Source organism: Curtobacterium oceanosedimentum, from assembly GCF_040545555.1.
Classification (GTDB): Bacteria; Actinomycetota; Actinomycetes; order Actinomycetales; family Microbacteriaceae; genus Curtobacterium.
The window spans coordinates 193,501-219,568 of the sequence record NZ_JBEPMD010000002.1; the positions used below are offsets into that span (position 1 = coordinate 193,501).

Sequence of the window (26,068 nt, forward strand, 5' to 3'; positions counted from 1 at the left end):
TCCTACCGACGACCCGCTCCGGACCGCGACGACGGCACGGGACGGGACTCAGCCGCGTCTGCCGGACGGACCGGTCGAGGTGTCGACGTCGGCGGTCGCGCGCTTCTCCGACTCGAGCACGCCGCGCAGCGCGACGATCGCGCTCGAGGTCACCGTGACCTGCGACGGGTCCGCGTCACTGGCGTCGAGCGCCCGTTCGAGGTCGGCGATGGACTCGTCGGCACCGTCCTCCGGGCAGTCGCCCCGGACCACGCAGGCGACTTTCCGGAGCGCGGCCGCGAACGGCTCCGCGAACGCCGGGTCCGGCCGGCCGAGGTTCTCCGCGACGGGCCCCGACCGGGCGACCAGTTCCGTGAGGTCGGTCGTGTACCAGGCCACGCGCTCGAGCGCCCGGAAGCGCGCTCCGTCGGTCTGCAGTCGTGCCCGCGGTCCGCGCAGCACGCTCCGCGGGTTCATCCGGCGGGCCTCCTGCGCCGTCGACACACGGTCCCGCACGTCCGCGATCGCCTTGTCCAGCCGCTCCTGCTGGCGGTCCCACGCCCCGGTGTCGGGCTCCCCCTCGTCGAGCACGTCGGCCAGGTCGTCGAGCTGCTGCGCGAGCACACCGTTCACCTGGTCGATGCGCCGCTCGGCGTCCCAGAAGTGCAGCGGCGGCACCACCGCGAAGTTCACCGCGAGGCCGATCGCGATGCCGATCGCCATCTGCACGACGTAGGCGAACGAGTAGCCCTCGGCGTTGCCGCCGCCGATGAGCAGCACGAAGAGCGCCGCCATCGGCACCCACGAGTACCCCTCGCCGAGGATCCGGAACCCGGACACCAGGACGCCCAGACCGACGACGAGCGCGACCGCGACGACCCCGGGGTCGCCGACGAGCATCGTGAACCCGGCGATGAGGATGCCGAGGGTGATGCCGACGAGCGTCTGGACACCGGCGCGGATCCCCGCGAAGACCGTGGTGCGCATCGCGACGATCGCGCCGAGGGGCGCGTAGTACGGGTACTCGGCGGCGATGCCCGGCGCGTACTTCGCCAGGGTCCACGCGATCGTGGCGGCGAGTGCCGCCTTGCCGGCGAGCAGCAACCGCGGTTGCGTGCCGGAGTCCCGACTCCACCGCCACAGTCGGCGCCCTGCGCCGGTGATCCGTTCCGCTCTCGCCATGTCGCGATCACCGTACGGCGGTGACGCTGGGAGGGCACGCGGGTGCGCTCCGGACGGGAGGCCCGTGGCGGCGCCGTCCCGACCCTCCCGTCCGACGGCACGCGCCCCGCAGGGACGACGGAACCCCCGCGACGTGCGTCGCGGGGGTTCCGTGCGGTGGTGCTGGACCTACTTGGCGTCGTCCGACTTGGCCTCGGCGTCGGCCTCGACCTCGGCGGCAGCCGGGGTCTCGGTCTCGGCCTCGACCGGAGCGGACTCCTCGGTCGTCTCCGTGGACTCGACCGGGGTCTCCTCGGCCGGGGTCTCCTCGGCCGGAGCGGCAGCAGCCGGGGCCGCGGTGCGCGTCACCGGGGCCGGCGTGCTGGACACCGGCTCGAGGACGAGCTCGATCGAGGCGAGCGGCGCGTTGTCACCCTTGCGGAAGCCGAGCTTCGTGATGCGGGTGTAGCCGCCCTGACGGTCCTCGACCTGCGGGGCGATCTCGGTGAACAGCGTGTGCACGACGGACTTGTCGCGCAGCTGAGCGATCACACGACGACGCGCGTGCAGGTCGCCACGCTTCGCGAACGTGATGAGACGCTCGGCGACGGGACGCAGGCGCTTGGCCTTCGTCTCGGTGGTCGTGATGCGACCGTGCGTGAAGAGGGCGTTGGCGAGGTTGCTCAGGAGCAGGCGCTCGTGGGCGGGGCCGCCACCGAGGCGGGGGCCCTTGGTGGGCTTCGGCATGTCAGTTCTCCAGTGGTGATGGTGGTGCGCACCGACTCATCGGTGCGCGTGCGCGTCAGCGCGAGGTCAGTTGGACTCGTCCTCGTCGTACCCGCTGTAGAAGTGGGCGCCGTCGAATCCGGGGACGGTGTCCTTGAGGGACAGGCCGAGCTCGGTGAGCTTGTCCTTGACCTCGTCCACCGACTTCTGACCGAAGTTGCGGATGTTCATGAGCTGCGTCTCCGACAGGGCGACGAGCTCGGACACCGTGTTGATGCCCTCCCGCTTGAGGCAGTTGTAGCTGCGGACCGACAGGTCGAGGTCCTCGATCGGGGTCTGCAGCTCGTTCGAGAGCACCGCGTCGACCGGCGCGGGGCCGATCTCGATGCCCTCGGCCGCCGTGTTCAGCTCGCGGGCGAGACCGAACAGCTCGACCAGCGTGCGGCCGGCCGAGGCGATGGCGTCGCGCGGCGAGATCGCCGGCTTCGACTCGACGTCGACGACCAGGCGGTCGAAGTCCGTGCGCTCACCGGCACGCGTCGCCTCGACGCGGTAGGTGACCTTGAGGACCGGCGAGTAGATCGAGTCGATCGGGATCTGCCCGGCCTCGCTGAACTCGGAACGGTTCTGCGTCGCCGAGACGTAGCCGCGGCCACGCTCGATCGTCAGCTCGAGCTCGAACCGCGCGGTGTCGTTCAGGGTCGCGATGACGAGGTCCGGGTTGTGGATCTCGACGCCGGCCGGAGCGGAGATGTCCGCCGCGGTGACCTGACCGGCACCCTGCTTGCGCAGGTACGCGGTGATCGGCTCGTCGTGCTCGCTGGAGACGACGAGGCTCTTGATGTTGAGGATGATCTCGGTGACGTCTTCCTTGACACCGGGGACGGTGCTGAACTCGTGGAGGACGCCGTCGATGCGGATGCTGGTGACAGCCGCGCCGGGGATCGAGGAGAGGAGCGTGCGGCGCAGCGAGTTGCCGAGGGTGTAACCGAAGCCCGGCTCGAGCGGCTCGATGACGAAGCGCGAGCGGTACTCGGAGATCGACTCCTCGGTCAGGGTGGGGCGCTGTGCAATGAGCACTGTGGGATTCCTTTCGGCGGAGTGTCCGCTATATGACACTCGGCGGTACGACGGGGCCGACCGGGCCCCGACGGGTCTGTTGAGTTGTGATCACGCGCAGCGCAGGGCCGGGAGGGCCCGACGTGCGCGATCGAACGACCAGGAATGGCCGGCCCCGCTCGCCCCGGTCAGGGGACGAGCGGGGAACGGCCGGTTGCTCCTCGCGTCAGACGCGGCGACGCTTCGGCGGGCGGCAGCCGTTGTGCGCCTGCGGGGTGACGTCGTTGATCGAGCCGACCTCGAGGCCAGCGGCCTGGAGCGAACGGATCGCGGTCTCGCGACCCGAGCCCGGGCCCTTGACGAAGACGTCGACCTTCTTGACGCCGTGCTCCTGCGCCTGACGCGCAGCGGACTCGGCGGCGAGCTGCGCCGCGAACGGCGTCGACTTGCGCGAACCCTTGAAGCCCACGGCACCCGAGGACGCCCAGCTGAGGACGGCACCCGACGGGTCGGTGATGCTGACGATGGTGTTGTTGAACGTGCTCTTGATGTGGGCCTGGCCCACGGCGACGTTCTTCTTCTCCTTGCGACGCGGCTTGCGCGCGGCAGTCTTGGGGGTAGCCATGATGATCTCCTATCGGGCCTTCTTCTTGCCTGCCACGGTGCGCTTCGGTCCCTTGCGGGTACGCGCGTTGGTCTTGGTGCGCTGACCACGCACCGGGAGACCACGACGGTGGCGGAGACCCTCGTAGCTACCGATCTCGACCTTGCGGCGGATGTCGGCGGCGACCTCGCGGCGGAGGTCACCCTCCACCTTGAAGTTGCCCTCGATGAAGTCACGGAGGGCGACGAGCTGGTCGTCGGTCAGGTCCTTGACGCGGATGTCACCGGAGATACCGGTCTCGGCGAGTGCCTGGACCGCGCGGGTACGGCCGACGCCGTAGATGTACGTGAGTGCGATCTCCACGCGCTTCTCGCGCGGGATGTCGACGCCTGCTAGACGTGCCATGTGCTGGCTGCTCCTGTTTTCGGTGGAGGTGTGGCGCAGTACCGGTGCCCGGGCCTCCGCCCCGAGGTGTCCCCCCGCCGGTGACCGAGGTCGCGACGGGGTTCTGGTACTGCGTGTGCAGTGTTGAGTTGTGGGTCCTGCTGGGAGCTCAGCCCTGGCGCTGCTTGTGGCGCGGGTTGCTCTTGCAGATCACCATGACGCGGCCCTTGCGGCGGATGACACGGCAGTGCTCGCAGATGGGCTTGACGCTGGGGTTGACCTTCATGATTGCTTCCTGTTGCTCGCTGGCTTCGTGCCCGGCGGGTTCGCCGAGCCGTTCCTTTCCAGCTCGCGGATCACTTGTAGCGGTAGACGATCCGGCCGCGGGTCAGGTCGTACGGGCTCAGCTCCACGATCACGCGGTCCTCGGGGAGGATACGGATGTAGTGCTGGCGCATCTTCCCGGAGATGTGCGCGAGGACCTTGTGTCCGTTGGTCAGCTCAACGCGGAACATCGCGTTGGGCAGAGCTTCGAGCACCGAGCCCTCGATCTCGATGACGCCGTCTTTCTTGGCCATAGCCTCACTGTCGCTTGGTTGGATTACCGGTGTGATCCCCGAGCCGGTCTGCGGGTCGGGCGCCACGCCGAAGGGCATGACACACCAAAGATCAATCGTATGGGATCGAGCGCAGATTGCCAAGTGCCGGCGGGTTCCGGGCCGCGCCGGGTCCCTCCGTCTGGGGCTGTCGTGCCCCGGGCTGAACGGTCCAGAGTGGATCCTCGGTCGCTTCCCGGTTGCGGACCGGGCCCACCGCCGTAGCCTGGCGATCGCTGACCGTCCGGCACCTGCGCCGGAGAACCGATCGGAGACCACGTGCCCGAAGCACCCCGCCGCCCCCTCGCCCGCCACGGCCGGCTGCCGCGCCGTCGCGGATGGGGCACGCTGCTGGGGTTCGTCGCGGCCGCCGTCGCCGTCGTCCTGGTCAGCGGCACGAGCGTCGCGGCCATCGCCGGCGCGCAGCTCGCCGCCGCACCGCACACCGTCGAGCTCAGCAAGGACGACCAGAACACCGCGAAGACGGCCGACATCACCGCGATGCAGGGCGGGGCGAACATCCTGCTCCTCGGCAGCGACACCCGCGTCGGGCAGTTCGACTCCGACGAGGACGTCGAGGGCGCCCGCAACGACGTCACGATCCTCGTCCACATCTCGCAGGACCACCAGCAGCTCACGGCGGTCAGCTTCCCCCGCGACCTCAAGGTGCCGATCCCGGCGTGCACGAACCCCGAGACCGGCACCTCGTACCCGGCCGTCGACCGGGAGCTCATCAACGAGTCGCTCGGGCGCGGCGGGATCTCCTGCGCCGTGGACACCGTCGAGAACCTCACCGGGCTCACCATCCCGTACGCCGGGCTCATCACCTTCGACGGCGTGATCGAGATGTCGAACGCCCTGGGCGGTGTCGACGTCTGCGTGGCGAAGCCGATCGACGACTCGTACACGGGCCTGCACCTCGCCGCCGGACAGCACACGCTCGAGGGCCAGGACGCGCTGGCGTTCCTGCGCAGCCGACACGGCGTCGGCGACGGCAGCGACCTCGCGCGCATCAGCTCGCAGCAGGTGTTCCTGTCGGCCCTGCTCCGCAAGGTGGCCTCGGACGGCACCCTGTCGAACCCGGTGACCCTCTACAAGCTGGCCGGTGCGGCACTGTCGAACATGACGCTCTCGGACGGTCTGGCGCAGACCCGGACGCTCGTCGGGCTCGCCTCGACGCTCCGGGGCATGAGCACGTCGGACATGCTGTTCGTGCAGTACCCGGTCGTGGACGACCCGTCCGACACCGCGCACGTGCTCGTCGACGAGGCGGCTGCGCACGAGCTCAACGTCGTGCTGCAGCAGGACCGCAAGACCTCGCTCAGCGACTCCACGACCGGCCGCGCGTCGGAGGAGTCCGCCACCGCGGGCAGCACGCCGGGCACGGACACGGCCCCCGGCGAGGCGCCGGCCGGCAGCGGTGACACCTCGGGCGGTGCGCCGTCCGGTGCTGCGTCGGGTGCTGCGCCGGCTGGTGGCACGCCGACGGCGACGCCGCTGCCCTCGAACATCTCCGGGCAGTCCGCCTCCGAGCAGACCTGCTCCGTCGGGAACTGAGCCCGTCGGGAACCGGCGCCGGCGCGGTCACTCGTACCGGAGCCGGTACCGGCCAGCGTCGGTGACGGGAGACGACCCGCGGAGTCGGGGCGAGCCTCCCGGCCGGGCGCGCGGAAGGATCCGCCGGGGCGGAACGGCGGCGGTCGTCCCTACGGGACGGGGACCGGCGTGACGCCGAGCGGTACGAGACCCGAGGCGCCGCCGTCGGAGGCGGTGAGCACCCAGATGCCGTCCGCGTGCACGGCGACGGAGTGCTCCCAGTGCGCCGCGTCGGAGCCGTCGAGCGTCCTGATCGTCCACTCGTCGTCGTCCGTCGAGCTGTCGATCGTCCCGGCCGTCACCATCGGCTCGATCGCGACGACCAGCCCGGGTCGGACGGCCGGGCCGGCACCGCGGACACGGTAGTTGAAGACGGGCGGGTCCTCGTGCATCGAGCGGCCGATCCCGTGCCCCGTGAAGTCCTCCACGATGCCCCAGGTCCCCGTCTCGTCGACGGCGTCCTCGATCACGGCGCCGACCTCGTTGAGGTTCCGCGCGTGCGCGAGCGCGGCGATGCCGTGCCAGAGGGCGCGCTCCGTCGTGTCGCAGAGCGACTGCCGAGCCGTGGTGGACGTGGCGTCCCCGCCGGGCAGGACGGTCGTGAAGGCGCTGTCACCGTTCCACCCGTCGACCTCGGCACCGGCGTCGACCGAGACGATGTCGCCCGGTGCGAGGACGCGGTCCCCGGGGATCCCGTGGACGATCTCGTCGTTCACCGACACGCACAGGGTGTGCCGGTAGCCCGGGACGAGCTGGAAGTTCGGCACACCGCCACCGTCACGGATCGTGCGCTCGGCGATCGCGTCGAGCTCGCCCGTGGTGATGCCGGGACGCATCGCGGCACGGACCGCACCGAGGGCAGCCTCGGTGAGCAGCCCGGGGCGGACCATCGCCCGGAGTTCCTCCGGCGACTTGTAGATCGAGGGCTTCCGACGCCGCACGACGGGAGTCAGACGCCCGCGGTGAGGCCGCGCGACGTCAGCGCCGCCTGGATGCGGTCACCGACCTCGTCGATCCCGCCGAGCCCGTCGACGTCGACCACGAGACCGCGCTCGGCGTAGGCCGCCACGATCGGGGCCGTCTGCTCCGTGTAGACCTCCTGGCGACGACGGATCGTCTCCTCGTTGTCGTCGCTGCGGCCCTGCTCCTCGGCACGCTTCAGGAGTCGCGCCACGAGCGCGTCCTGGTCGGCGACGAGCTGCACGACGGCGTCGATCCCGGTGCCCTGCTCGGCGAGCAGCGCGTCGAGGTACTCGACCTGCCCCACGGTCCGCGGGTAGCCGTCGAGCAGGAAGCCCTGCTCGGCATCCGGCTCGCTCAGCCGCGACTTGACGAGCTCGTTCGTCAGCTCGTCGGGCACGTAGTTGCCCGCGTCCATGATCGCCTTCGCCTGCACACCCAGCGGGGTGCCCTCGGAGACGTTCTTGCGGAAGATGTCACCCGTGGAGATCGCGGGGACGCCGAAGCCCTCGGCGATCCGACCGGCCTGGGTGCCCTTCCCGGCTCCGGGAGGTCCGACGATGATGAGACGTGCGCTCAACGGAGAAGCCCTTCGTAGTGACGTTGCTGCAGCTGCGAGTCGATCTGCTTCACGGTCTCGAGACCGACACCCACGATGATGAGGATGCTCGCGCCGCCGAACGGGAAGTTCTGGTTCGCGCCGAACAGCGCCAGTGCTGCCAGCGGGATGAGCGCGATGAGACCGAGGTAGAGCGAGCCGGGCAACGTCACCCGGGTCAGGACGTAGTCGAGGTACTCGGCCGTCGGACGACCGGCCCGGATGCCCGGGATGAAGCCGCCGTACTTCTTCATGTTGTCGGCGACCTCTTCGGGGTTGAAGGTGATCGCGACGTAGAAGTACGTGAACCCGACGATGAGCAGGAAGTACAGGACCATGTAGAACCAGTTGTCACCCGAGGTCAGGTTGTTCTGGATCCAGGTCACCCACGCGGCCGGCTCGGAGCCGTCCGAGGGCTGGTTGAACTGCGCGACCAGGGCCGGCAGGTACAGCAGCGACGAGGCGAAGATGACGGGCACGACGCCGGCCATGTTCACCTTGATCGGGATGTAGGTGTTGTTGCCGCCGTAGGTGCGACGACCGACCATGCGCTTGGCGTACTGCACCGGGATGCGCCGCTGCGACTGCTCGACGAAGACGACCGCCATCATGATGACCAGGCCGACCAGGATGACGAAGAGGAAGAGCTCGAAGGACTGCGACTGCTCGATCGCCCAGAGCGCCGACGGGAACTGCGCCGCGATGGACGTGAAGATCAGCAGCGACATGCCGTTGCCGATGCCGCGCTCGGTGACGAGCTCGCCCATCCACATGATGAGACCCGTACCGGCGGTCAGCGTCACGACCATCAGCATGATCGCGTACCAGCTGTCGTTCGAGATGATCGACGAGCAGGAGGCGGAGGCGTTCGTGCCGAACAGAGCACCGGAGCGCGCGACCGTGATGAGGGTGGTCGACTGCAGGACACCGAGCGCGATGGTGAGGTAGCGCGTGTACTGCGTCAGCTTGGCCTGGCCGGACTGGCCCTCCTTGTAGAGGGCGTCGAAGTGCGGGATGACCACGCGCAGCAACTGCACGATGATCGACGACGTGATGTACGGCATGATCCCGAGCGCGAAGACCGAGAGCTTGAGCAGCGCGCCGCCGGAGAAGAGGTTGATCAGGTCGTAGAGGCCGCCGGAGGACGACGCGCTGGCGAGACAGCTCTGCACGGCGGTGTAGTCGACGAACGGCGCGGGGATGTACGACCCGAGACGGAACAGCGCGATGATCGCGAGGGTGAAGCCGATCTTCTTGCGAAGATCTGGGGTGCGCATGATGCGCGCGACCGCTCTGAACACGAGGACTCCGAACTTCTGGGACCGGCGACCCGATCGGGGTCATCACGGTGTCGATCGGCAGCGCCGACCTGGCCGACGGACGCCGGCCACTGTCAAGGAAACCGTAACGGCGGCCCGTGCGCAAACGCACGGGCCGCCGACGGGGGTTACTGGGAGACGGTTCCGCCAGCAGCCACGATCTTCTCGGCGGCGGACGCCGAGACCTTGTCGACCGAGACCGTGAGCTTCACGCTGATGTCACCCTGACCGAGAACCTTGACCTTCTCGTTCTTGCGGACGGCGCCCTTGGCGACCAGGTCCGCAACGGTGACGTCGCCACCGTTCGGGTAGAGCTCCGCGATCTTGTCCAGGTTCACGACCTGGTACTCGACGCGGAACGGGTTCTTGAACCCGCGGAGCTTCGGGGTGCGCATGTGCAGCGGCATCTGCCCACCCTCGAAGCCGACCTTGACCTGGTAGCGAGCCTTCTGGCCCTTGGTACCGCGGCCGGCGGTCTTGCCCTTCGAGCCCTCACCACGGCCGACACGGGTGCGGTCCTTCTTGGAACCGGCAGCCGGGCGGAGGTGGTGCAGCTTCAGCACCTGGACCCGCTCGTTCTTCTCGTCGCTCATGCGTCGACCTCCTCGACCTTCACGAGGTGCGCCACCGTCGCGATGTACCCGCGGTTCTGGGCGTTGTCCTCACGCAGGACCGTACGGCCGATGCGCTTGAGGCCCAGGCTGCGCAGGGTGTCGCGCTGGTACTGCTTCTCGCTGATAACGGACTTCGTCTGCGTGATCTTCAGCATCGCCATCACGCACCTGCCTTCTCGGTCGCGGCACGCAGCGCCGCAGCCTCGGCGTGGAGCAGACGAGCCGGGACGACCCGGTCGACGTCGAGGCCACGACGGCTCGCGACGGCGCGGGGCTCCTCGAGCTGCTGCAGCGCCTCGACGGTCGCGTGCACGATGTTGATCGTGTTCGACGAACCGAGCGACTTGCTCAGGACGTCGTGGATGCCGGCGCACTCGAGCACGGCGCGGACCGGACCACCGGCGATGACACCGGTACCGGCAGCGGCCGGACGCAGCAGGACGACACCGGCAGCGGCCTCACCCTGCACCGGGTGCGGGATGGTGTTGCCGACGCGCGGGACGCGGAAGAAGTTCTTCTTCGCCTCCTCGACGCCCTTCGAGATCGCGGTCGGGACTTCCTTCGCCTTGCCGTAGCCGACACCGACGAGGCCGTTGCCGTCACCGACGACGACGAGCGCCGTGAAGCTGAAGCGACGACCACCCTTGACGACCTTCGAGACGCGGTTGATGGTCACCACGCGCTCGAGGAACTGGCTGTCGCCACCGCGGTTGTTGCGGTCACGACCCTGCTGACGGTCACGTCCACCGCCACGACGGCCGCGCTGGTCGGCGTTGTCGCGGTTGTTCGACGCGGAGCCCGCGGCGGTCTCGACCGGACGCTCGGCGACGGCAGGGGCTTCCGCTTCCTTGCCGGCCGCGGCCTTGGCGACGGTCTCCGTCGCAGCAGCGGTCTCGGTCTCGGTCTCGGCCGCTTCGTTGTTGTTCGCGATGTCGCTCACAGGTTCAGCCCTCCTTCACGGGCACCATCGGCGATCGCGGCGACGCGACCGGCGTACTTGCTCCCACCGCGGTCGAAGACCACGGCCTCGACGCCAGCGGCCTTCGCACGCTCGGCGACGAGCTCGCCGATGCGACGGGCCTTGGCCGTCTTGTCGCCGTCGAACGAACGGAGGTCGGCCTCCATCGTCGATGCGCTGGCCAGGGTGTGGCCCTTCGCGTCGTCGATGACCTGGACGAACACGTGACGCGACGAACGGGTGACGGCGAGACGCGGACGCGCCTCGGTGCCGGTGATCTTCTTGCGGAGACGGTTGTGACGGCGCGCCTTGGCGGCCGACTTGCTCTTTCCTCGGATACCGAGAGCCATGATCACTTACCTGACTTTCCGGCCTTGCGGCGCACGATCTCGCCCGCGTAGCGGACACCCTTGCCCTTGTAGGGCTCGGGCTTGCGCAGCTTGCGGATGTTGGCAGCCACCTCGCCGACGGCCTGCTTGTCGATGCCCGACACGGTGAGCTTGTTGTTGCCCTCGACGGCGAAGCTGATGCCCGCCGGCGGCTCGACCGTGATGGGGTGGGAGTAGCCGAGCGCGAACTCGACGTTGCTGCCCTTCGCCGCGACGCGGTAACCGGTACCGACGACCTCGAGGCCCTTGGAGTAGCCCTGGGTCACGCCGACGATGTTGTTCGCGATGAGGGTGCGGGTCAGGCCGTGCAGCGCACGCGAGCTGCGCTCGTCGTCCGGACGGGTGACGAGGACCTGGTTCTCCTCGACCTTGGCCTGGATGGGCTCCGCGACGGTGAGCGCGAGCTCGCCCTTCGGGCCCTTGACCGCGACGGTCTGGCCGTCGATGGCGACGGTCACACCCGCGGGGATGTCAATGGGAAGACGTCCGATTCGAGACATTGTCGATCACCACACGTAGGCGAGGACTTCCCCACCCACGCCCTTCTGCTCGGCTTCACGGTCGGTGAGCAGTCCCGACGAGGTCGAGAGGATCGCCACGCCGAGGCCACCGAGGACCTGGGGGAGCTCCGTCGACTTCGCGTAGACCCGGAGACCGGGCTTCGAGACGCGCTTGATGCCGGCGATCGAACGCTCGCGCTCGGGGCCGTACTTCAGGTCGATCGTGAGGGTCTGCCCGACGCGGGCATCCTCGATCTTCCACTCGCTGATGTAACCCTCGCGCTTGAGGATCTCGGCGATGTTCTTCTTCAGCTTGGAGCTGGGGAGCGAGACGGCGTCGTGGTGCGCCGAGTTCGCGTTCCGCAATCTGGTCAGCATGTCTGCGACCGGATCGGTCATCGTCATGATGGTCGTCCATTCTTCGCCTGGTTTCGACACCCGTTCCACGAATGCCGACCTGAGCGATCGGGTGGTCTCCGAGCGGATCCCGGAGACCTGGGGGCCGGCGGCTGTCGCCGTCGGCCGGTGTTCGTGCGTGCGGGCCGGAGGACGTGAATCCTCCGGCCCGCAGCGCCCGGACTATCTTAGACCGTCTGGTCGGCCGAACGGAACGGGAAGCCGAGCTGGCGGAGCAGCGCGCGGCCCTCGTCGTCCGTCTTCGCGGTGGTCACGACGGTGATGTCGAAGCCACGCACGCGGTCGATGCGGTCCTGGTCGATCTCGTGGAACATCGACTGCTCCGTGAGACCGAACGTGTAGTTGCCGTTGCCGTCGAACTGCTTGTCGCTGAGACCGCGGAAGTCGCGGATGCGGGGCAGGGCGAGGGTGACGAGGCGGTCGATGAACTCCCACGCGCGGTCGCCGCGGAGGGTGACGTGCGCGCCGATGGCCTGGCCCTCACGCAGCTTGAACTGCGCGATGGACTTGCGGGCCTTCGTCACGACCGGCTTCTGACCGGTGATCGCGGTGAGGTCCTTGACGGCCCCGTCGATCACCTTGGAGTCACGAGCGGCCTCACCGACACCGGTGTTCACGACGACCTTGACCAGGCCGGGGACCTGGTTGACGTTCGCGTACCCGAACTGCTCGGTGAGAGCGGTCTTGATCTCGTTCTTGTACTTCTGCTTGAGGCGCGGCTCGACCTTGGTCTCCGGCGCGGCAGTCGTGTCGGTCATCAGAGCTTCTCACCCGACTTCTTGGCGTAGCGGACGCGGACGGTCTTCTTCACGCCGTCCTTCTCCACCTCTTCGGTACGGAAGCCGACGCGGGTCGGCTTCTTGGTCTTCGGGTCGACGATGGCGACGTTCGACACGTGGATCGGAGCCTCGTGCTGCTCGATGCCACCGGTCTTCGACCCGCGCTGCGTCTGGCCGACGCGGACGTGCTTCGTCACGAAGTTCACGCCCTCGACGACGACGCGGTTCTTGTCCTTGAGGACCTCGATGACCTTGCCCTGCTTGCCACGGTCGCCGCCACGCTCCTGCTTGGCGCCCGTGATGACCTGGACGAGGTCACCCTTCTTGATGTTCGCCATGGCTTACAGCACCTCCGGCGCGAGCGAGATGATCTTCATGAACTTCTTGTCACGGAGCTCGCGACCGACAGGACCGAAGATGCGCGTACCGCGCGGGTCGCCGTCGGCCTTGAGGATCACTGCCGCGTTCTCGTCGAACTTGATGTAGGAGCCGTCCTGACGACGGGTCTCCTTCTTGGTGCGAACGATGACCGCCTTGACGACGTCACCCTTCTTCACGTTGCCGCCGGGGATGGCGTCCTTCACCGTGGCGACGATGACGTCACCGAGGCCGGCGTAGCGACGACCCGAGCCACCGAGCACGCGGATGGTCAAGATCTCCTTGGCACCCGTGTTGTCGGCGACCTTCAGGCGGGATTCCTGCTGAATCACTGCTGTCTCCTATTCCGAAGCAGGCCGGGGCCTACTTGGCCTTCTCGAGGATCTCGACCAGGCGCCAGCGCTTGGAGGCGCTGAGGGGACGGGTCTCGCTGATCACGACGAGGTCGCCGACACCAGCGGTGCCGAGCTCGTCGTGGGCCTTCACCTTGGACGTGCGGCGGATGATCTTGCCGTAGAGCGCGTGCTTCACGCGGTCCTCGACCTCGACCACGATGGTCTTGTCCATCTTGTCGCTCGTCACGTAGCCGCGACGCGTCTTGCGGTAGCCGCGGGTCGAGGCGGCGGAGTTGTTCTCTTCGTTCGCCATCAGTTCTCCTCGGCGGTAGCGGCCTCGGTCGACTCGGCCGGCTTGTCAGCCTTCTTCGTCTTCTTGGCCTTGGTGGCGGTCTCGACGGGCGCGGGGGTGGCACGGATGCCGAGCTCGCGCTCGCGGAGGACGGTGTAGATGCGTGCGATGTCGCGCTTGACGGCACGGAGACGACCGTGGCTCTCCAGCTGGCCGGTGGCCGACTGGAAGCGGAGGTTGAAGAGTTCCTCCTTGGCCTTCTTCAGCTCGTCAGCGAGACGCTCGTTCTCGAACGTGTCGAGCTCCGTGGGACGGAGCTCCTTGGAACCGATCGCCATTACGCGTCGCCCTCCTCGCGCTTGATGATGCGTGCCTTGAGGGGCAGCTTGTGGATTGCACGGGTCAGCGCCTCGCGGGCGATGTCCTCGTTGACGCCGGAGAGCTCGAAGAGCACACGACCCGGCTTGACGTTGGCGACCCACCACTCGGGCGAGCCCTTACCGGAACCCATGCGGGTCTCAGCCGGCTTCTTGGTCAGCGGACGGTCCGGGTAGATGTTGATCCACACCTTGCCGCCACGCTTGATGTGACGCGTCATCGCGATACGAGCGGACTCGATCTGACGGTTGGTCACGTAGGCCGGGGTGAGGGCCTGGATACCGTAGTCGCCGAAGCTGACCTTGGTACCGCCGGTGGCCTGACCCGAGCGCTTCGGGTGGTGCTGCTTGCGGTGCTTGACTCGACGGGGAATAAGCATGGTTACGCCTCAACTCCTGCGCCGGCCGGCGCGTCCTGCGGGGCCTGCTGCTGACGGCCGCCACGGTCGCCGCCACGACGGTCGCCGCGCTCGCCACGGGGGCCGCCACGACGCTCCGGGCGCGACGAACGCTGGTTCGCCTGCTCGCGAGCGAGCTCCTTGTTCGTGATGTCGCCCTTGTAGATCCAGACCTTCACGCCGATGCGACCGAAGGTGGTGCGCGCCTCGTAGAAGCCGTAGTCGATGTTGGCGCGGAGCGTGTGCAGGGGCACGCGGCCCTCGCGGTAGAACTCCGAGCGCGACATCTCGGCGCCGCCGAGACGACCCGACACCTGGATGCGGACACCCTTGGCACCGGCACGCTGTGCACCCTGCAGGCCCTTGCGCATGGCGCGACGGAACGCGACACGAGCGGAGAGCTGCTCGGCGATGCCCTGCGCGACGAGCTGGGCCTCGGTCTCGGGGTTCTTGACCTCGAGGATGTTGAGCTGGATCTGCTTCTTGGTGAGCTTCTCGAGCTCGCCACGGACGCGCTCCGCCTCGGCGCCACGGCGACCGATGACGATGCCCGGACGCGCGGTGTGGATGTCCACTCGGACGCGGTCACGGGTGCGCTCGAGCTCGATGCGGGCGACACCGGCGCGGTCGAGGGTCTTCTTCAGGTACTCGCGCACCTTGATGTCCTCGGCCACGTAGTCGGCGTAGCGCTGACCGGCCTTCGTGCTGTCGGTGAACCAGTGCGAGACGTGGTCCGTCGTGATCCCGAGACGGAAGCCGTACGGGTTGACCTTCTGGCCCATTACTTGCTCGCCTTCTTGCTCGTCGCGGCGACCTCGGCCTCGTCCGGCGTCGCGAGGACGACCGTGATGTGGCTGGTGCGCTTGTTGATGCGGAAGGCCCGGCCCTGGGCACGCGGCTGGAACCGCTTCAGGGTCGTGCCCTCGTCGACGAAGACGCGGCTCACGTAGAGGTCGCGCTCGTCGAGGAAGCTGTTCGTCGAGTCCGCCTTGACACGTGCGTTGGCGATCGCCGAGGCGACCAGCTTGTACACGGGCTCCGAAGCGCCCTGGGGGGCGAACTTCAGGATGGCGAGGGCCTCGTGAGCCTGCTTGCCGCGGATCAGCTCGATGACGCGACGGGCCTTCTGAGGCGTGACGCGGATGTGTCGCACACGTGCGATCGACTCCACCATTTCGTTCCTCCTCTTCGTCCCCGCCTTAGCGGCGACGGCCCTTCTTGTCGTCCTTCACGTGACCACGGAAGGTGCGGGTCGGCGCGAACTCGCCGAGCTTGTGACCGACCATCGACTCGGTGACGAACACCGGGATGTGCTTGCGGCCGTCGTGCACGGCGATCGTGTGCCCGAGCATGTTCGGGACGATCATCGAGCGACGCGACCAGGTACGGATCACGTTCTTGGTGTTGGCCTCGTTCTGCGTGACGACCTTGCGGAGCAGGTGCTCGTCGACGAAGGGGCCCTTCTTCAGACTGCGTGGCATCTTCTGAACTCCTACTTGCGCTTCTTGCCGGCGTTACGGCGACGGACGATGAGCTTGTCGCTCGGCTTGTTCGGCTTGCGCGTACGACCCTCGGCCTGGCCCCAGGGGCTGACCGGGTGACGACCACCGGACGTCTTGCCCTCACCACCACCGTGCGGGTGGTCGACCGGGTTCATCGCGACACCACGCACGGTCGGGCGGACGCCCTTCCAGCGCATGCGGCCGGCCTTGCCCCAGTTGATGTTGGACTGCTCGGCGTTGCCGACCTCGCCGATGGTGGCGCGGCAGCGGGCGTCGACGTTGCGGACCTCGCCCGACGGCAGACGGAGCTGCGCGTAGGGGCCGTCCTTGGCGACGAGGCGGACCGAGGCACCGGCCGAACGCGCCATCTTCGCGCCGCCACCGGGGCGGAGCTCGATGGCGTGGATGACCGTGCCCACGGGGATGTTGCGCAGCGGCAGGTTGTTGCCGGGCTTGATGTCGGCGCCGGGGCCCTGCTCGATGACGTCGCCCTGCTTGAGCTTGTTCGGCGCGATGATGTAGCGCTTCGTGCCGTCGACGTAGTGCAGGAGCGCGATGCGCGCGGTGCGGTTCGGGTCGTACTCGATGTGTGCGACCTTGGCGTCCACGCCGTCCTTGTCGTGACGACGGAAGTCGATCACGCGGTACTGGCGCTTGTGGCCACCACCGATGTGGCGGGTGGTGATGCGGCCCGAGCTGTTGCGGCCACCGGTCTTCGGCAGCGGACGAAGCAGCGACTTCTCCGGCGTCGAACGGGTGATCTCAGCGAAGTCGGCGACCGACGAGCCGCGACGACCGGGGGTCGTCGGCTTGTAGTTACGAATAGCCATGATTTATCCCTCTGGTCCTCAGCCGACAGCCGTGAAGATGTCGATCGAACCGGACTTGAGCGTCACGATGGCGCGCTTGGTGTCCTTGCGCTTGCCCAGGCCGAACTTCGTGCGACGGGTCTTGCCCGGACGGTTCAGCGTGTTGATGCTCGCGACCTTGACGTCGAAGATCTTCTCGATGGCGAGCTTGATCTCGGTCTTGTTCGAGCGGGGGTCCACGATGAACGTGTACTTGCCCTGGTCGATCAGGCCGTAGCTCTTCTCCGAGACGACCGGCGAGATGATGATGTCGCGCGGGTCCTTGTTGAAGCCGCTCATGCGGAGATCTCCTTCGCGGTCTTCGACGCGATGAAGGCGTCGAGTGCGCTCTTGCTGAAGACGAGGGCATCGGCCTTGAGCACGTCGTAGGCGTTGAGCTGGCCGTACGAGAGCGCGTGGACGTTCGGCAGGTTGCGGACCGACTTGAGCGTGAGCTCGTCGGCCGACTCGAGCACGACGAGCACGTTCTTGACGGGCGCGACCTTCTCGATGAGCGTGCGAGCGGTCTTCGTCGAGGGCAGTTCAGCCGGGACGAAGGACTCGACAGCGGAGATGCGGCCACCGCGGGCGCGGTCCGAGAGCGAGCCGAGCAGAGCCGCGGCGATCATCTTCTTCGGGGTGCGCTGCGAGTAGTCGCGCGGGGTCGGTCCGTGGACGACGCCACCGCCGGTGTGCTCCGGAGCGCGGACCGAACCCTGACGGGAGCGGCCGGTGCCCTTCTGCTTGAACGGCTTGCGACCAGCACCGCGGACCTCGCCGCGGTTCTTGGTCTTGTGGGTGCCCTGACGCGCGGCGGCGAGCTGCGCGGTGACGACCTGGTGGATCAGCGGGACGTTCGTCTCGACGTCGAAGAGCTCGGCGGGCAGCTCGATGCTGCCGGCGACGGCTCCGGTCGCGTCGAGGACGTCGATCGTGGTTGCGGTCTCGGTGGCCATGATCACTTACCCTTCACGGCGGTGCGGACGAAGACGGAGCGACCGCGAGCACCGGGGACGGCGCCCTTGACGAGCAGCAGACCCTTCTCGGCGTCGACGGCGTGCACCGTGAGGTTGAGGACGGTCACGCGCTCGCCACCCATGCGGCCGGCCATGCGCATGCCCTTGAAGACGCGCGACGGGGTCGACGAAGCACCGATCGAACCGGGCTTGCGGTGGTTGCGGTGGGCACCGTGCGAAGCGGACACACCGGCGAAGCCGTGGCGCTTCATGACACCGGCGAAGCCCTTGCCCTTCGACGTCCCGACGACGTCGACCTTCTGGCCGGCCTCGAAGGTGTCGACGGTGAGCTCCTGGCCGAGCGTGTACTCGGCGGAGTCGTTGGTGCGGATCTCGGTGAGGGTGCGACGCGGGGTCACACCAGCAGCCTCGAAATGGCCGGCGGCCGGCTTGTTCACCTTGCGCGGGTCGATCGCGCCGGCGGCAATCTGGATCGCCTCGTAGCCGTCGCGCTCGACGTTGCGGATCTGGGTGACCACGTTCGGGCCGACCTCGATCACGGTGACGGGGATGAACTTGTTGTTCTCGTCCCACACCTGGGTCATCCCGAGCTTCTTGCCGAGGAGGCCCTTGACGGTCTTGGTTGAGTTCGCCATCGGTCAGTCCCCCTTACAGCTTGATCTCGATGTTGACGTCGGCCGGGAGGTCGAGTCGCATGAGCGAGTCGACGGCCTTCGGCGTCGGGTCGACGATGTCGATGACCCGCTTGTGCGTGCGCTTCTCGAAGTGCTCGCGCGAGTCCTTGTACTTGTGGGGAGAACGGATCACGGTGACCACGTTCTTCTCGGTGGGGAGCGGCACCGGGCCGACCACGGTCGCACCGGCACGGGTCACCGTGTCGACGATCTTCCGGGCCGACGTGTCGATGACCTCGTGGTCGTACGACTTGAGCCGGATGCGGATCTTCTGTCCCGCCATGTGTCTCTCTGTCCTCTCTGCGCCGCGCACCCTCGGGCCGCCTGACGCCGCCGTCACCGTGCATTCCTGCAGGGCTTGGCTGTTTTCCTGAACCAACCGGCCGCATCCGCGGGGGATGACCGCTGTTCTCCTGTCAACCGCGCAGGGCGACCGTGGCCGTCCAGCGTGGGCATGTCGCTTCCCCCCACTCCGGGCACAGGTGCACCCGGGGTGGTGGTGGGGACTCGATCGTGTTCTGCTGCCTGCGGCCCAACCCAGCTCCGCTGGACGGAGGGATTGTGCACTGCCAGAGCAGTGATCCTGCGCGCGCGAACGCCCGCGGAATTCGGAACCGGACAAGTCTCGCATAGGCACGGCACCTGTGCAACCCGGGCGTGTCGTCGGGTTCCGCGGGGCTCGGGACGGCGCGCTCCCCCGGAACGGCGCGGTTCTGCCCGGCCTGGAGGCGCGGCGCACCCCGGGCGCGTCGCGCACCTTCCCGAGGTGGTCGGTCCGCCCTCGGCACCCTTCTCGACTCGACGGGCGCGGGCCCGCGCACGTCGGGTCCGGTGGCGGTCCGCGAGCGGGCAGGACACGCCGCGCGCCGAGCGCCGCGCGGGTGGGATCGGTCGGGTCCGGGGGCTCAGCGTGACGGATCTCGCCCGCTCGGCGCGGCCAGACGGGACCCGACACCTTCCGTCGAGTGACTCCGTCGAGGTCGGCGGAACGGATCGTGCCCGCTCGGCGAGGCCGAGCGGGCACGATGGCAGGGAGGGCGTCCGACCGGGTCAGAACTCCTCGGGCACCGGCGGGACGAACCACGGCGGGAAGACCGCGACCCGAGGACCGGTCACGCGGTGCTCGGCGAGCAGCGTCTTGACCTGCTGTCGGACGCGGTCGTTCGGCACCCCGATGACGGCGATCGACGAGAACGGCACACGGGGCCCGGCGAGCAGCTCGAGGCCGTGCATCTCCGGGTCGGTGAAGTCGGTGCGACGGATCAGGTTCGTCGCTGCCTCCGGTCCGACCGCGAAGCGCACGTCGTCGGCCTCGGCGTCCTGGTCGGCGACGATCACGGAGGCGCCGAACGCGGACACCGGCACGACGAGCACGACGTACTCGGTGGCACGCGTGCGTCGGGCGGCGTCGGACCAGCGGGTGCCCTCGGCGCCGCGGCGGAGCTCGTCCCAGCGTGTGGCGTCCGGCGAGAGCGTGAACGGGACGTGACCCGACACGGAGCCACCGTCGGGAGCGGTCGCCTCGGCGCGCGCGGCACGCGTCTCGGCAGAGCTGACGTCGACGACCGGAGTGGCCGTGTCGGCGGCGAGGACGGCGCCCTCGCCGACGATGGACGCCAGGTTGTCGACGTGGGTGGCGTGGTGCGCCCGGAGCGACGCGAACACGCGGGGCTCCGGCAGTTCAGGAGCAGCCGGCGACCGGAGCGACGAGGAGCCGCGCGCGGGGGCCGGGGTGGAGCGGAGGTCGGTGGTGATGCGGGTCCGACGGGGCGTCGGCGTGGTGGGGACTGCAGGCACCTCGGCCTGTCGGGGCGAGCAGATGTCGCAGAGTTCGGTGGGGAAACCGTGGATGCACTCGTCGGTCACGACTGGGAGAGGTCCTTCCGTGCCCGGGTGGGGGAGATCGGGCACGGTGTCCAACCGTACGTCATGATCCGCCCCCTTCCGTCACTGTCGGTAGAGCAGGGCACGCACCTCGGACTCGGCGGCGTGGAGGCGTTCGGGGTCGATGGTCTCGCCGTGCTGGTACGCGTCGAGCAGGCGCGGGTCGATGTAGCTCTGCCGGCACACCGTCGGGGTGTTGCCCAGCTCCTCGCTCGCGGCCTTCACGGCGTGCGAGACGGCCTTCTTGCGCTTGGCCTCACTCGACTGCGGGCCGGTACGCGCCAGGTCCACCGCGGCCGCGACGGTCCCGTGCAGGGTGCGGAAGTCCTTCGCGGTGAACTCGTCACCGGCTCGCTCCTTCACGTACTCGTTGATGTCCTCGGCGGCGAGCGGCTCCCACTCGGCACCGCGCTCGGCACGGAAGGACAGCAGGCGCGCGTTCGGTCCACGACGCTTCATCCCGGCGATCACCCGCGCGAGGTCGTGGTCGTGGATCGTGGACGACCACTCCTGCCCGCTCTTGCCCGGGAAGTCGAGCTCGATGTCGTCGCCGGACACGTGGGCGTGCGCACACAGCAGCGTCGACAGGCCGCGGCTGCCGTGCTCGGTGGCGTAGCGCTCGGACCCGACCCGGAGCGAACCCTGGTCGAGCATCCGGAAGGCCGCGGCAAGGGCACGCCGCCGGTCGGGCTCGGGCCGCCGCAGGTCCTGCGTGACCATCCGTCGCGCGGACGGCAGCGACTCCGCGAGGGCGAGTGCCCGGTCGTACTTGATCCGGTCCATCCGCTCGCGCCACCCGGGGTGGTACATGTACTGACGCCGGCCGACGCCGTCCTTGCCGGTCGCGAGGATGTGCCCGTTCTCGTACGGCGAGATCCACACGTCGTCCCAGGCCGGAGGGATCACGAGGTCGTCGAGGCGCTGTCGCACGACGGCGTCGGTGACGGTCTTCCCGTCCGGGTCGCGGTACGAGAAGCCCTTGCCGCTGCGGACACGGTGGTAGCCACGACCGTTGGTCGCGGAGCGGCGGAGACGGGTCACTCCCACGATGTTGCCTGCCGACGCCTGGGACCCGTCACCGGGAACGCGCCCGGGACGGACCGGACGTCCGCCGGGCACGACGAAGCGGGGCCGGACCCGAAGGCCCGACCCCGCTGGCGCAGTGTCTTCCGGAGAACCGGGAGTTACTTGACGATCTCCTCGACCGTACCGGCGCCGACCGTGCGGCCACCCTCACGGATGGCGAAGCGGAGGCCGGCCTCCATCGCGATCGGCTGGATCAGCTCGACCGACATGGCGACGGTGTCGCCGGGCATGACCATCTCGGTGCCCTCGGGCAGCGTGATGACGCCGGTGACGTCCGTGGTGCGGAAGTAGAACTGCGGACGGTAGTTCGCGTAGAACGGGTTGTGACGACCGCCCTCTTCCTTGGTCAGGATGTACGCGTTCGCCTTGAACTCGGTGTGCGGCGTGACCGAACCCGGCTTCACGACGACCTGGCCGCGCTCGACGTCCTCGCGCTTGAGGCCACGGATGAGGAGACCGGTGTTGTCGCCCGCCTCAGCCTTGTCCAGCAGCTTGCGGAACATCTCGATGCCCGTGACCGTGGTCTTCTGCGTCGGGCGGATGCCGACGATCTCGACCTCGGAGTTGAGGTCCAGCGTGCCACGCTCGACACGACCGGTGACGACGGTGCCACGACCGGTGATCGTGAAGACGTCCTCGATCGGCATGAGGAACGGCTGGTCGGTGGCGCGCACCGGGTCCGGGACGTTCTCGTCGACGGCGGACATCAGGTCCTGGACGGACTTGACCCACTTCTCGTCGCCCTCGAGCGCCTTGAGCGCCGAGACCTGCACGACGGGGGCGTCCTCGTCGAACTCCTGCGAGCCGAGGAGCTCACGGACCTCGAGCTCGACGAGCTCCAGGATCTCCTCGTCGTCCACCATGTCGGACTTGTTCAGCGCGACGACGATGTAGGGGACGCCGACCTGGCGGGCGAGCAGGACGTGCTCACGCGTCTGGGGCATCGGGCCGTCGGTGGCGGCGACCACGAGGATCGCGCCGTCCATCTGCGCCGCACCGGTGATCATGTTCTTCACGTAGTCGGCGTGACCAGGAGCGTCGACGTGCGCGTAGTGGCGCTTCTCGGTCTGGTACTCGACGTGCGAGATGTTGATCGTGATGCCGCGGTCGCGCTCCTCGGGAGCGCTGTCGATCTGAGCGAAGTCACGGGCCTCGTTGAGGTCCGGGTACTGGTCGTGCAGAACCTTGGTGATCGCCGCCGTGAGCGTGGTCTTGCCGTGGTCGACGTGACCGATGGTTCCGATGTTGACGTGCGGCTTGGTCCGCTCGAACTTGGCCTTGGCCACTGTGGGTCCTCCTCAGGACTCGGAGAGCATGCCCCCGGTTCCGTGAACCGTTGGCGTGCAGGGTGTGTGTCTAACTGTACTTGGTGACGAGGGGCCCGTCGCCGGGCACCCTCGCCTGTGGAGAGAACGCCGGAGCGTTACTCTCCGCTGTTCTTCGCGATGATCTCCTCGGCGACCTTGGCCGGGACCTGGCTGTAGGTCTCGAAGGTCATCGAGTAGACCGCACGACCAGAGGTCTTGGACCGGAGGTCCCCGACGTAGCCGAACATCTCGGACAGCGGCACGCTCGCGCGGACCACCTTGACGCCCGAGGCGTCCTCCATCGAGGCGATCTGGCCACGACGGGAGTTCAGGTCACCGATGACGTCGCCCATGTACTCCTCGGGAGTACGCACCTCGACGGCCATGATCGGCTCGAGGATGGCGGGGCCGGCCTTGCGGGCGGCCTCCTTGTAGGCGATCGAACCGGCGATCTTGAACGCCATCTCGGACGAGTCGACGTCGTGCGCCGCGCCGTCCTTGAGGATGGCCTTCACGCCGACGGTCGGGTACCCGGCGAGGATGCCGACCTGCATGGCGTCCTGGATACCGGCGTCGACCGACGGGATGTACTCACGCGGGACGCGACCACCGGTGACGGCGTTCTCGAACTCGTAGACCTTCTCGGCCGTGACTTCCATCGGCTCGAGGGCGATCTGCACCTTCGCGAACTGGCCGGAACCACCGGTCTGCTTCTTGTGCGTGTAGTCGTAGCGCTCGACGACCTTGGTCAGGGTCTCGCGGTAGGCCACCTGCGGCTTGCCGACCGACGCCTCGACCTTGAACTCGCGCTTCATGCGGTCGACGAGGATGTCGAGGTGGAGCTCGCCCATGCCCTTGATCGTCGTCTGACCGGTCTCGGCGTTGAGCTCGACGCGGAACGTCGGGTCCTCTTCCGCGAGCTTCTGGATGGCCGTGGAGAGCTTCTCCTGGTCGGCCTTCGTGTTCGGCTCGATGGCGACCTCGATCACCGGCTCCGGGAACGTCATCGACTCGAGGACGACCTGGTCGGTCGGGTCGCAGAGCGTGTCACCGGTGGTGGTGTCCTTGAGGCCGATCACCGCGTAGATGTGGCCCGCGGTCACGTTGTCGACCGGGTTCTCCTTGTTGGAGTGCATCTGGAAGATCTTGCCGATGCGCTCCTTCTTGCCCTTGGTCGAGTTGATGACCTGGGCACCGGACTCGATCGAGCCGGAGTACACGCGGACGTAGGTCAGACGACCGAAGAAGGGGTGCACCGCGACCTTGAACGCCAGGGCCGAGAACGGCTCGGTGGCGTCGGGCTTGCGGATGATCTCCTTCTCCTCGTCCTTGACGTCGTGGCCGATCATCGGCGGCACGTCGAGCGGGGACGGGAGGTAGTCGATGACCGCGTCGAGCATCGGCTGGACGCCGCGGTTCTTGAAGGCCGAGCCGCAGAGGACCGGGTAGACCTCGGAAGCGATCGTGAGCTTGCGGATCGCGCCCTTGATCTCGTCCTTGGTCAGCTCCTCGCCGCCGAAGAACTTCTCGAGCAGGGCGTCGTCGGTCTCGGCGACGCGCTCGATCAGCTTCGCGCGGTACTCCTCAGCGCGGTCCTTGAGGTCCGCGGGGATCTCCTGGACCTCGTACTGGGCGCCCATGGTCACGTCACCCTTGGCGTCGCCGGGCCAGACCTTGGCGTGCATCTCGATGAGGTCGATGACGCCGACGAAGTCGTTCTCGGCACCGATCGGGAGCTGCAGCACGAGCGGCTCCGCACCGAGGCGGTTGATGATCGTGTCGACGGTGAAGTAGAAGTCCGCGCCGAGCTTGTCCATCTTGTTGACGAAGCAGATGCGGGGGACGTCGTACTTGTCCGCCTGACGCCACACGGTCTCGGACTGGGGCTCGACGCCCTCCTTGCCGTCGAAGACGGCGACGGCACCGTCGAGGACGCGGAGCGAGCGCTCCACCTCGACCGTGAAGTCCACGTGACCGGGGGTGTCGATGATGTTGATCTGGTTGTTGTCCCAGAAGCAGGTCGTCGCGGCCGACGTGATCGTGATGCCGCGTTCCTGCTCCTGCGCCATCCAGTCCATCGTGGCAGCGCCGTCGTGGACCTCACCGATCTTGTGCGTGATGCCCGTGTAGAACAGGATGCGCTCGGTCGTCGTGGTCTTGCCGGCATCGATGTGCGCCATGATGCCGATGTTGCGGACCTTGTTCAGGTCGGTGAGCACGTCCTGTGCCACAGGTTCCTCCGGAAGAGTTGTAGGAGAGGGTGGCGCCCGGGCGGGCGTCGGTGGTGCGTGACCACCGACGCCCGATCGGAGCCGGGACTACCGAGCCGGGATTACCAGCGGTAGTGGGCGAAGGCCTTGTTCGACTCGGCCATCTTGTGGGTGTCCTCACGGCGCTTGACCGCGGCACCGAGACCGTTCGACGCGTCGAGGATCTCGTTCATGAGACGCTCGGTCATCGTCTTCTCGCGACGGGCCTTGGCGTACGAGGTGAGCCAGCGGAGCGCGAGGGTGTTCGCGCGGTGCGGCTTGACCTCGACCGGGACCTGGTAGGTCGAGCCACCGACGCGGCGGCTACGGACCTCGAGGGTCGGACGGACGTTGTCGAGCGCCTTCTTCAGCGTCGCGACGGCGTCCTGCTGGTTCTTGGCGGAGACGCCTTCGAGTGCATCGTAGACGATGCGCTCGGCGAGGCCCTTCTTGCCGTCCAGGAGGATCTTGTTGACGAGCTGCGAGACGATCGGCGCGCCGTACACCGGGTCGGCGACGACGGGACGCTTCGGGGCGGGACCCTTACGAGGCATCTAACTCAACCCTTCTTCGCGCCGTAGCGGCTGCGGGCCTGCTTACGGTTCTTGACGGCCTGGGTGTCCAGGGCACCGCGGATGATCTTGTACCGCACGCCGGGGAGGTCCTTCACACGACCGCCGCGGACGAGCACCATCGAGTGCTCCTGCAGGTTGTGGCCCTCACCGGGGATGTAGGCCGTGACCTCGGTGCCGTTCGAGAGCTTGACACGAGCGACCTTGCGCAGGGCCGAGTTCGGCTTCTTGGGGGTGGTGGTGTAGACGCGGGTGCAGACACCACGCTGCTGGGGGTTCGCCTTCAGTGCCGGCGCCTTGGTCTTGACGACCTTGGGCGTACGACCCTTGCGAACGAGCTGCTGGATGGTAGGCAACTGTTCTCCTGGTTCTTCGCTCGTGCTCTGGCCGACGCATTCCGTCGGCTTCCTCATCCCACGCTGATCACCGCCTGACGGCGGAGGGAGGTCGTGGGATGGATGACCCGGTACGGTCTCGTCGAGGTCGACGATGATGACCCGGGATTTCGGGCGCGCCCGAGGGCGCACACCCGGTAGAGACTACCCGCGTC

The 26,068-nt window shown here is 68.1% G+C and carries 37 protein-coding genes; 1 reads left to right on the forward strand and 36 read right to left on the reverse strand.

What is annotated here, in order from left to right; translation table 11 throughout:
• Window positions 1-48: 48 nt before the first annotated feature.
• The 7 genes from ABIC52_RS02780 to infA all read right to left on the reverse strand — a co-directional run bounded on the left by ABIC52_RS02780 (window position 49) and on the right by infA (window position 4,491).
• A complete protein-coding gene (locus ABIC52_RS02780) occupies window positions 49-1,161 on the reverse strand; it encodes an FUSC family protein (protein ID WP_126890959.1) in 1,113 nt (370 codons plus the stop codon).
• A 168-nt stretch (window positions 1,162-1,329) separates the two neighbouring features.
• Window positions 1,330-1,887: a 50S ribosomal protein L17 gene (rplQ, locus tag ABIC52_RS02785; RefSeq protein ID WP_126890958.1), complete on the reverse strand. Its 558-nt coding sequence runs from the start codon at window positions 1,885-1,887 to the stop codon at window positions 1,330-1,332.
• 66 nt (window positions 1,888-1,953) lie between these two features.
• A complete protein-coding gene (locus tag ABIC52_RS02790) occupies window positions 1,954-2,946 on the reverse strand; it encodes a DNA-directed RNA polymerase subunit alpha (RefSeq protein ID WP_126890957.1) in 993 nt (330 codons plus the stop codon).
• 205 nt (window positions 2,947-3,151) lie between these two features.
• Entirely contained in the window at window positions 3,152-3,550 is a 399-nt protein-coding gene (rpsK, locus tag ABIC52_RS02795; RefSeq protein ID WP_017885507.1) for a 30S ribosomal protein S11, read from the reverse strand.
• Between the two features lie 9 nt (window positions 3,551-3,559).
• Window positions 3,560-3,934, reverse strand: a complete 375-nt coding sequence (gene rpsM / locus ABIC52_RS02800) for a 30S ribosomal protein S13 (RefSeq protein ID WP_058728274.1) — start codon at window positions 3,932-3,934, stop codon at window positions 3,560-3,562.
• Between the two features lie 148 nt (window positions 3,935-4,082).
• The gene (gene rpmJ, locus ABIC52_RS02805; protein ID WP_022903266.1) at window positions 4,083-4,199 is read right to left on the reverse strand and encodes a 50S ribosomal protein L36; all 117 of its coding nucleotides are present in this window, start codon (window positions 4,197-4,199) and stop codon (window positions 4,083-4,085) included.
• Window positions 4,200-4,269: 70 nt separating this feature from the next.
• Window positions 4,270-4,491: a translation initiation factor IF-1 gene (infA, locus tag ABIC52_RS02810; protein ID WP_017885509.1), complete on the reverse strand. Its 222-nt coding sequence runs from the start codon at window positions 4,489-4,491 to the stop codon at window positions 4,270-4,272.
• A gap of 297 nt (window positions 4,492-4,788) precedes the next feature.
• Here infA and ABIC52_RS02815 point away from each other — a divergent pair, with 297 nt between their 5' ends.
• Complete coding sequence (locus tag ABIC52_RS02815; protein ID WP_354026586.1) at window positions 4,789-6,066, forward strand: LCP family protein; 1,278 nt, start codon at window positions 4,789-4,791, stop codon at window positions 6,064-6,066.
• Window positions 6,067-6,215: 149 nt separating this feature from the next.
• On the opposite strand, the gene map is transcribed toward ABIC52_RS02815, so the two are convergent.
• The 29 genes from map to rpsL all read right to left on the reverse strand — a co-directional run bounded on the left by map (window position 6,216) and on the right by rpsL (window position 25,874).
• Window positions 6,216-7,046 (reverse strand): type I methionyl aminopeptidase, encoded by an 831-nt coding sequence (map, locus tag ABIC52_RS02820; protein ID WP_354026587.1) that lies wholly within the window; start codon window positions 7,044-7,046, stop codon window positions 6,216-6,218.
• Between the two features lie 8 nt (window positions 7,047-7,054).
• Entirely contained in the window at window positions 7,055-7,645 is a 591-nt protein-coding gene (locus ABIC52_RS02825) for an adenylate kinase (RefSeq protein ID WP_126890955.1), read from the reverse strand.
• Window positions 7,642-8,964, reverse strand: a complete 1,323-nt coding sequence (gene secY, locus ABIC52_RS02830; RefSeq protein WP_126890954.1) for a preprotein translocase subunit SecY — start codon at window positions 8,962-8,964, stop codon at window positions 7,642-7,644. The genes ABIC52_RS02825 and secY overlap by 4 nt, the downstream gene beginning before the upstream one ends.
• A 146-nt stretch (window positions 8,965-9,110) precedes the next feature.
• Window positions 9,111-9,575 carry a 50S ribosomal protein L15 gene (gene rplO / locus ABIC52_RS02835; protein ID WP_066657012.1) on the reverse strand — a complete coding sequence of 155 codons (465 nt, stop codon included), beginning with the start codon at window positions 9,573-9,575 and terminating at the stop codon, window positions 9,111-9,113.
• Entirely contained in the window at window positions 9,572-9,757 is a 186-nt protein-coding gene (gene rpmD, locus ABIC52_RS02840) for a 50S ribosomal protein L30 (protein WP_031273241.1), read from the reverse strand. Before rpmD ends, rplO begins: the two co-directional genes overlap by 4 nt.
• The gene (rpsE, locus tag ABIC52_RS02845) at window positions 9,757-10,536 is read right to left on the reverse strand and encodes a 30S ribosomal protein S5 (protein WP_126890953.1); all 780 of its coding nucleotides are present in this window, start codon (window positions 10,534-10,536) and stop codon (window positions 9,757-9,759) included. The genes rpmD and rpsE overlap by 1 nt, the downstream gene beginning before the upstream one ends.
• Window positions 10,533-10,904 (reverse strand): 50S ribosomal protein L18, encoded by a 372-nt coding sequence (gene rplR, locus ABIC52_RS02850; RefSeq protein ID WP_066657014.1) that lies wholly within the window; start codon window positions 10,902-10,904, stop codon window positions 10,533-10,535. The genes rpsE and rplR overlap by 4 nt, the downstream gene beginning before the upstream one ends.
• A 2-nt stretch (window positions 10,905-10,906) precedes the next feature.
• Window positions 10,907-11,443: a 50S ribosomal protein L6 gene (rplF, locus tag ABIC52_RS02855; RefSeq protein WP_066657016.1), complete on the reverse strand. Its 537-nt coding sequence runs from the start codon at window positions 11,441-11,443 to the stop codon at window positions 10,907-10,909.
• A 6-nt stretch (window positions 11,444-11,449) separates the two neighbouring features.
• Entirely contained in the window at window positions 11,450-11,848 is a 399-nt protein-coding gene (rpsH, locus tag ABIC52_RS02860; protein WP_065960021.1) for a 30S ribosomal protein S8, read from the reverse strand.
• Between the two features lie 179 nt (window positions 11,849-12,027).
• Entirely contained in the window at window positions 12,028-12,618 is a 591-nt protein-coding gene (gene rplE / locus ABIC52_RS02865; protein WP_126890952.1) for a 50S ribosomal protein L5, read from the reverse strand.
• The gene (gene rplX / locus ABIC52_RS02870; RefSeq protein ID WP_126890951.1) at window positions 12,618-12,977 is read right to left on the reverse strand and encodes a 50S ribosomal protein L24; all 360 of its coding nucleotides are present in this window, start codon (window positions 12,975-12,977) and stop codon (window positions 12,618-12,620) included. The genes rplE and rplX overlap by 1 nt, the downstream gene beginning before the upstream one ends.
• Window positions 12,978-12,980: 3 nt before the next feature.
• Window positions 12,981-13,349: a 50S ribosomal protein L14 gene (gene rplN / locus ABIC52_RS02875; protein ID WP_017885523.1), complete on the reverse strand. Its 369-nt coding sequence runs from the start codon at window positions 13,347-13,349 to the stop codon at window positions 12,981-12,983.
• Between the two features lie 31 nt (window positions 13,350-13,380).
• Window positions 13,381-13,665, reverse strand: coding sequence for a 30S ribosomal protein S17 (gene rpsQ / locus ABIC52_RS02880; RefSeq protein WP_066657023.1), 285 nt, complete (start codon window positions 13,663-13,665; stop codon window positions 13,381-13,383).
• Complete coding sequence (gene rpmC / locus ABIC52_RS02885; protein ID WP_058728265.1) at window positions 13,665-13,982, reverse strand: 50S ribosomal protein L29; 318 nt, start codon at window positions 13,980-13,982, stop codon at window positions 13,665-13,667. The genes rpsQ and rpmC overlap by 1 nt, the downstream gene beginning before the upstream one ends.
• Window positions 13,982-14,401 carry a 50S ribosomal protein L16 gene (gene rplP, locus ABIC52_RS02890; RefSeq protein WP_022906346.1) on the reverse strand — a complete coding sequence of 140 codons (420 nt, stop codon included), beginning with the start codon at window positions 14,399-14,401 and terminating at the stop codon, window positions 13,982-13,984. The genes rpmC and rplP overlap by 1 nt, the downstream gene beginning before the upstream one ends.
• Window positions 14,402-14,403: 2 nt before the next feature.
• Entirely contained in the window at window positions 14,404-15,201 is a 798-nt protein-coding gene (gene rpsC, locus ABIC52_RS02895; protein WP_022903280.1) for a 30S ribosomal protein S3, read from the reverse strand.
• On the reverse strand, window positions 15,201-15,593 hold the full coding sequence (gene rplV / locus ABIC52_RS02900) for a 50S ribosomal protein L22 (protein ID WP_035809257.1): 393 nt from the start codon (window positions 15,591-15,593) through the stop codon (window positions 15,201-15,203). The genes rpsC and rplV overlap by 1 nt, the downstream gene beginning before the upstream one ends.
• Before the next feature lie 25 nt (window positions 15,594-15,618).
• Window positions 15,619-15,900, reverse strand: a complete 282-nt coding sequence (gene rpsS / locus ABIC52_RS02905; protein ID WP_017885529.1) for a 30S ribosomal protein S19 — start codon at window positions 15,898-15,900, stop codon at window positions 15,619-15,621.
• A gap of 11 nt (window positions 15,901-15,911) precedes the next feature.
• Window positions 15,912-16,751, reverse strand: coding sequence for a 50S ribosomal protein L2 (rplB, locus tag ABIC52_RS02910; protein WP_058728264.1), 840 nt, complete (start codon window positions 16,749-16,751; stop codon window positions 15,912-15,914).
• Between the two features lie 18 nt (window positions 16,752-16,769).
• Window positions 16,770-17,069: a 50S ribosomal protein L23 gene (gene rplW, locus ABIC52_RS02915; protein WP_058742338.1), complete on the reverse strand. Its 300-nt coding sequence runs from the start codon at window positions 17,067-17,069 to the stop codon at window positions 16,770-16,772.
• Window positions 17,066-17,725, reverse strand: coding sequence for a 50S ribosomal protein L4 (gene rplD / locus ABIC52_RS02920; protein ID WP_126890950.1), 660 nt, complete (start codon window positions 17,723-17,725; stop codon window positions 17,066-17,068). Before rplD ends, rplW begins: the two co-directional genes overlap by 4 nt.
• 2 nt (window positions 17,726-17,727) lie before the next feature.
• Window positions 17,728-18,381 (reverse strand): 50S ribosomal protein L3, encoded by a 654-nt coding sequence (rplC, locus tag ABIC52_RS02925; RefSeq protein ID WP_022903285.1) that lies wholly within the window; start codon window positions 18,379-18,381, stop codon window positions 17,728-17,730.
• A 13-nt stretch (window positions 18,382-18,394) separates the two neighbouring features.
• Window positions 18,395-18,703, reverse strand: a complete 309-nt coding sequence (gene rpsJ / locus ABIC52_RS02930; protein WP_022903286.1) for a 30S ribosomal protein S10 — start codon at window positions 18,701-18,703, stop codon at window positions 18,395-18,397.
• A gap of 767 nt (window positions 18,704-19,470) precedes the next feature.
• Complete coding sequence (locus ABIC52_RS02935; RefSeq protein WP_209675578.1) at window positions 19,471-20,286, reverse strand: DarT ssDNA thymidine ADP-ribosyltransferase family protein; 816 nt, start codon at window positions 20,284-20,286, stop codon at window positions 19,471-19,473.
• A gap of 81 nt (window positions 20,287-20,367) precedes the next feature.
• Window positions 20,368-21,345, reverse strand: coding sequence for a DNA topoisomerase IB (locus ABIC52_RS02940; RefSeq protein WP_126890948.1), 978 nt, complete (start codon window positions 21,343-21,345; stop codon window positions 20,368-20,370).
• Window positions 21,346-21,488: 143 nt separating this feature from the next.
• Window positions 21,489-22,676 carry an elongation factor Tu gene (tuf, locus tag ABIC52_RS02945; RefSeq protein WP_065960042.1) on the reverse strand — a complete coding sequence of 396 codons (1,188 nt, stop codon included), beginning with the start codon at window positions 22,674-22,676 and terminating at the stop codon, window positions 21,489-21,491.
• A gap of 137 nt (window positions 22,677-22,813) precedes the next feature.
• Window positions 22,814-24,928 (reverse strand): elongation factor G, encoded by a 2,115-nt coding sequence (fusA, locus tag ABIC52_RS02950; RefSeq protein WP_126890947.1) that lies wholly within the window; start codon window positions 24,926-24,928, stop codon window positions 22,814-22,816.
• Between the two features lie 101 nt (window positions 24,929-25,029).
• Window positions 25,030-25,500, reverse strand: a complete 471-nt coding sequence (gene rpsG / locus ABIC52_RS02955) for a 30S ribosomal protein S7 (protein WP_058728452.1) — start codon at window positions 25,498-25,500, stop codon at window positions 25,030-25,032.
• Between the two features lie 5 nt (window positions 25,501-25,505).
• Entirely contained in the window at window positions 25,506-25,874 is a 369-nt protein-coding gene (gene rpsL, locus ABIC52_RS02960; RefSeq protein ID WP_058728453.1) for a 30S ribosomal protein S12, read from the reverse strand.
• Between the last annotated feature and the right edge of the window lie 194 nt (window positions 25,875-26,068).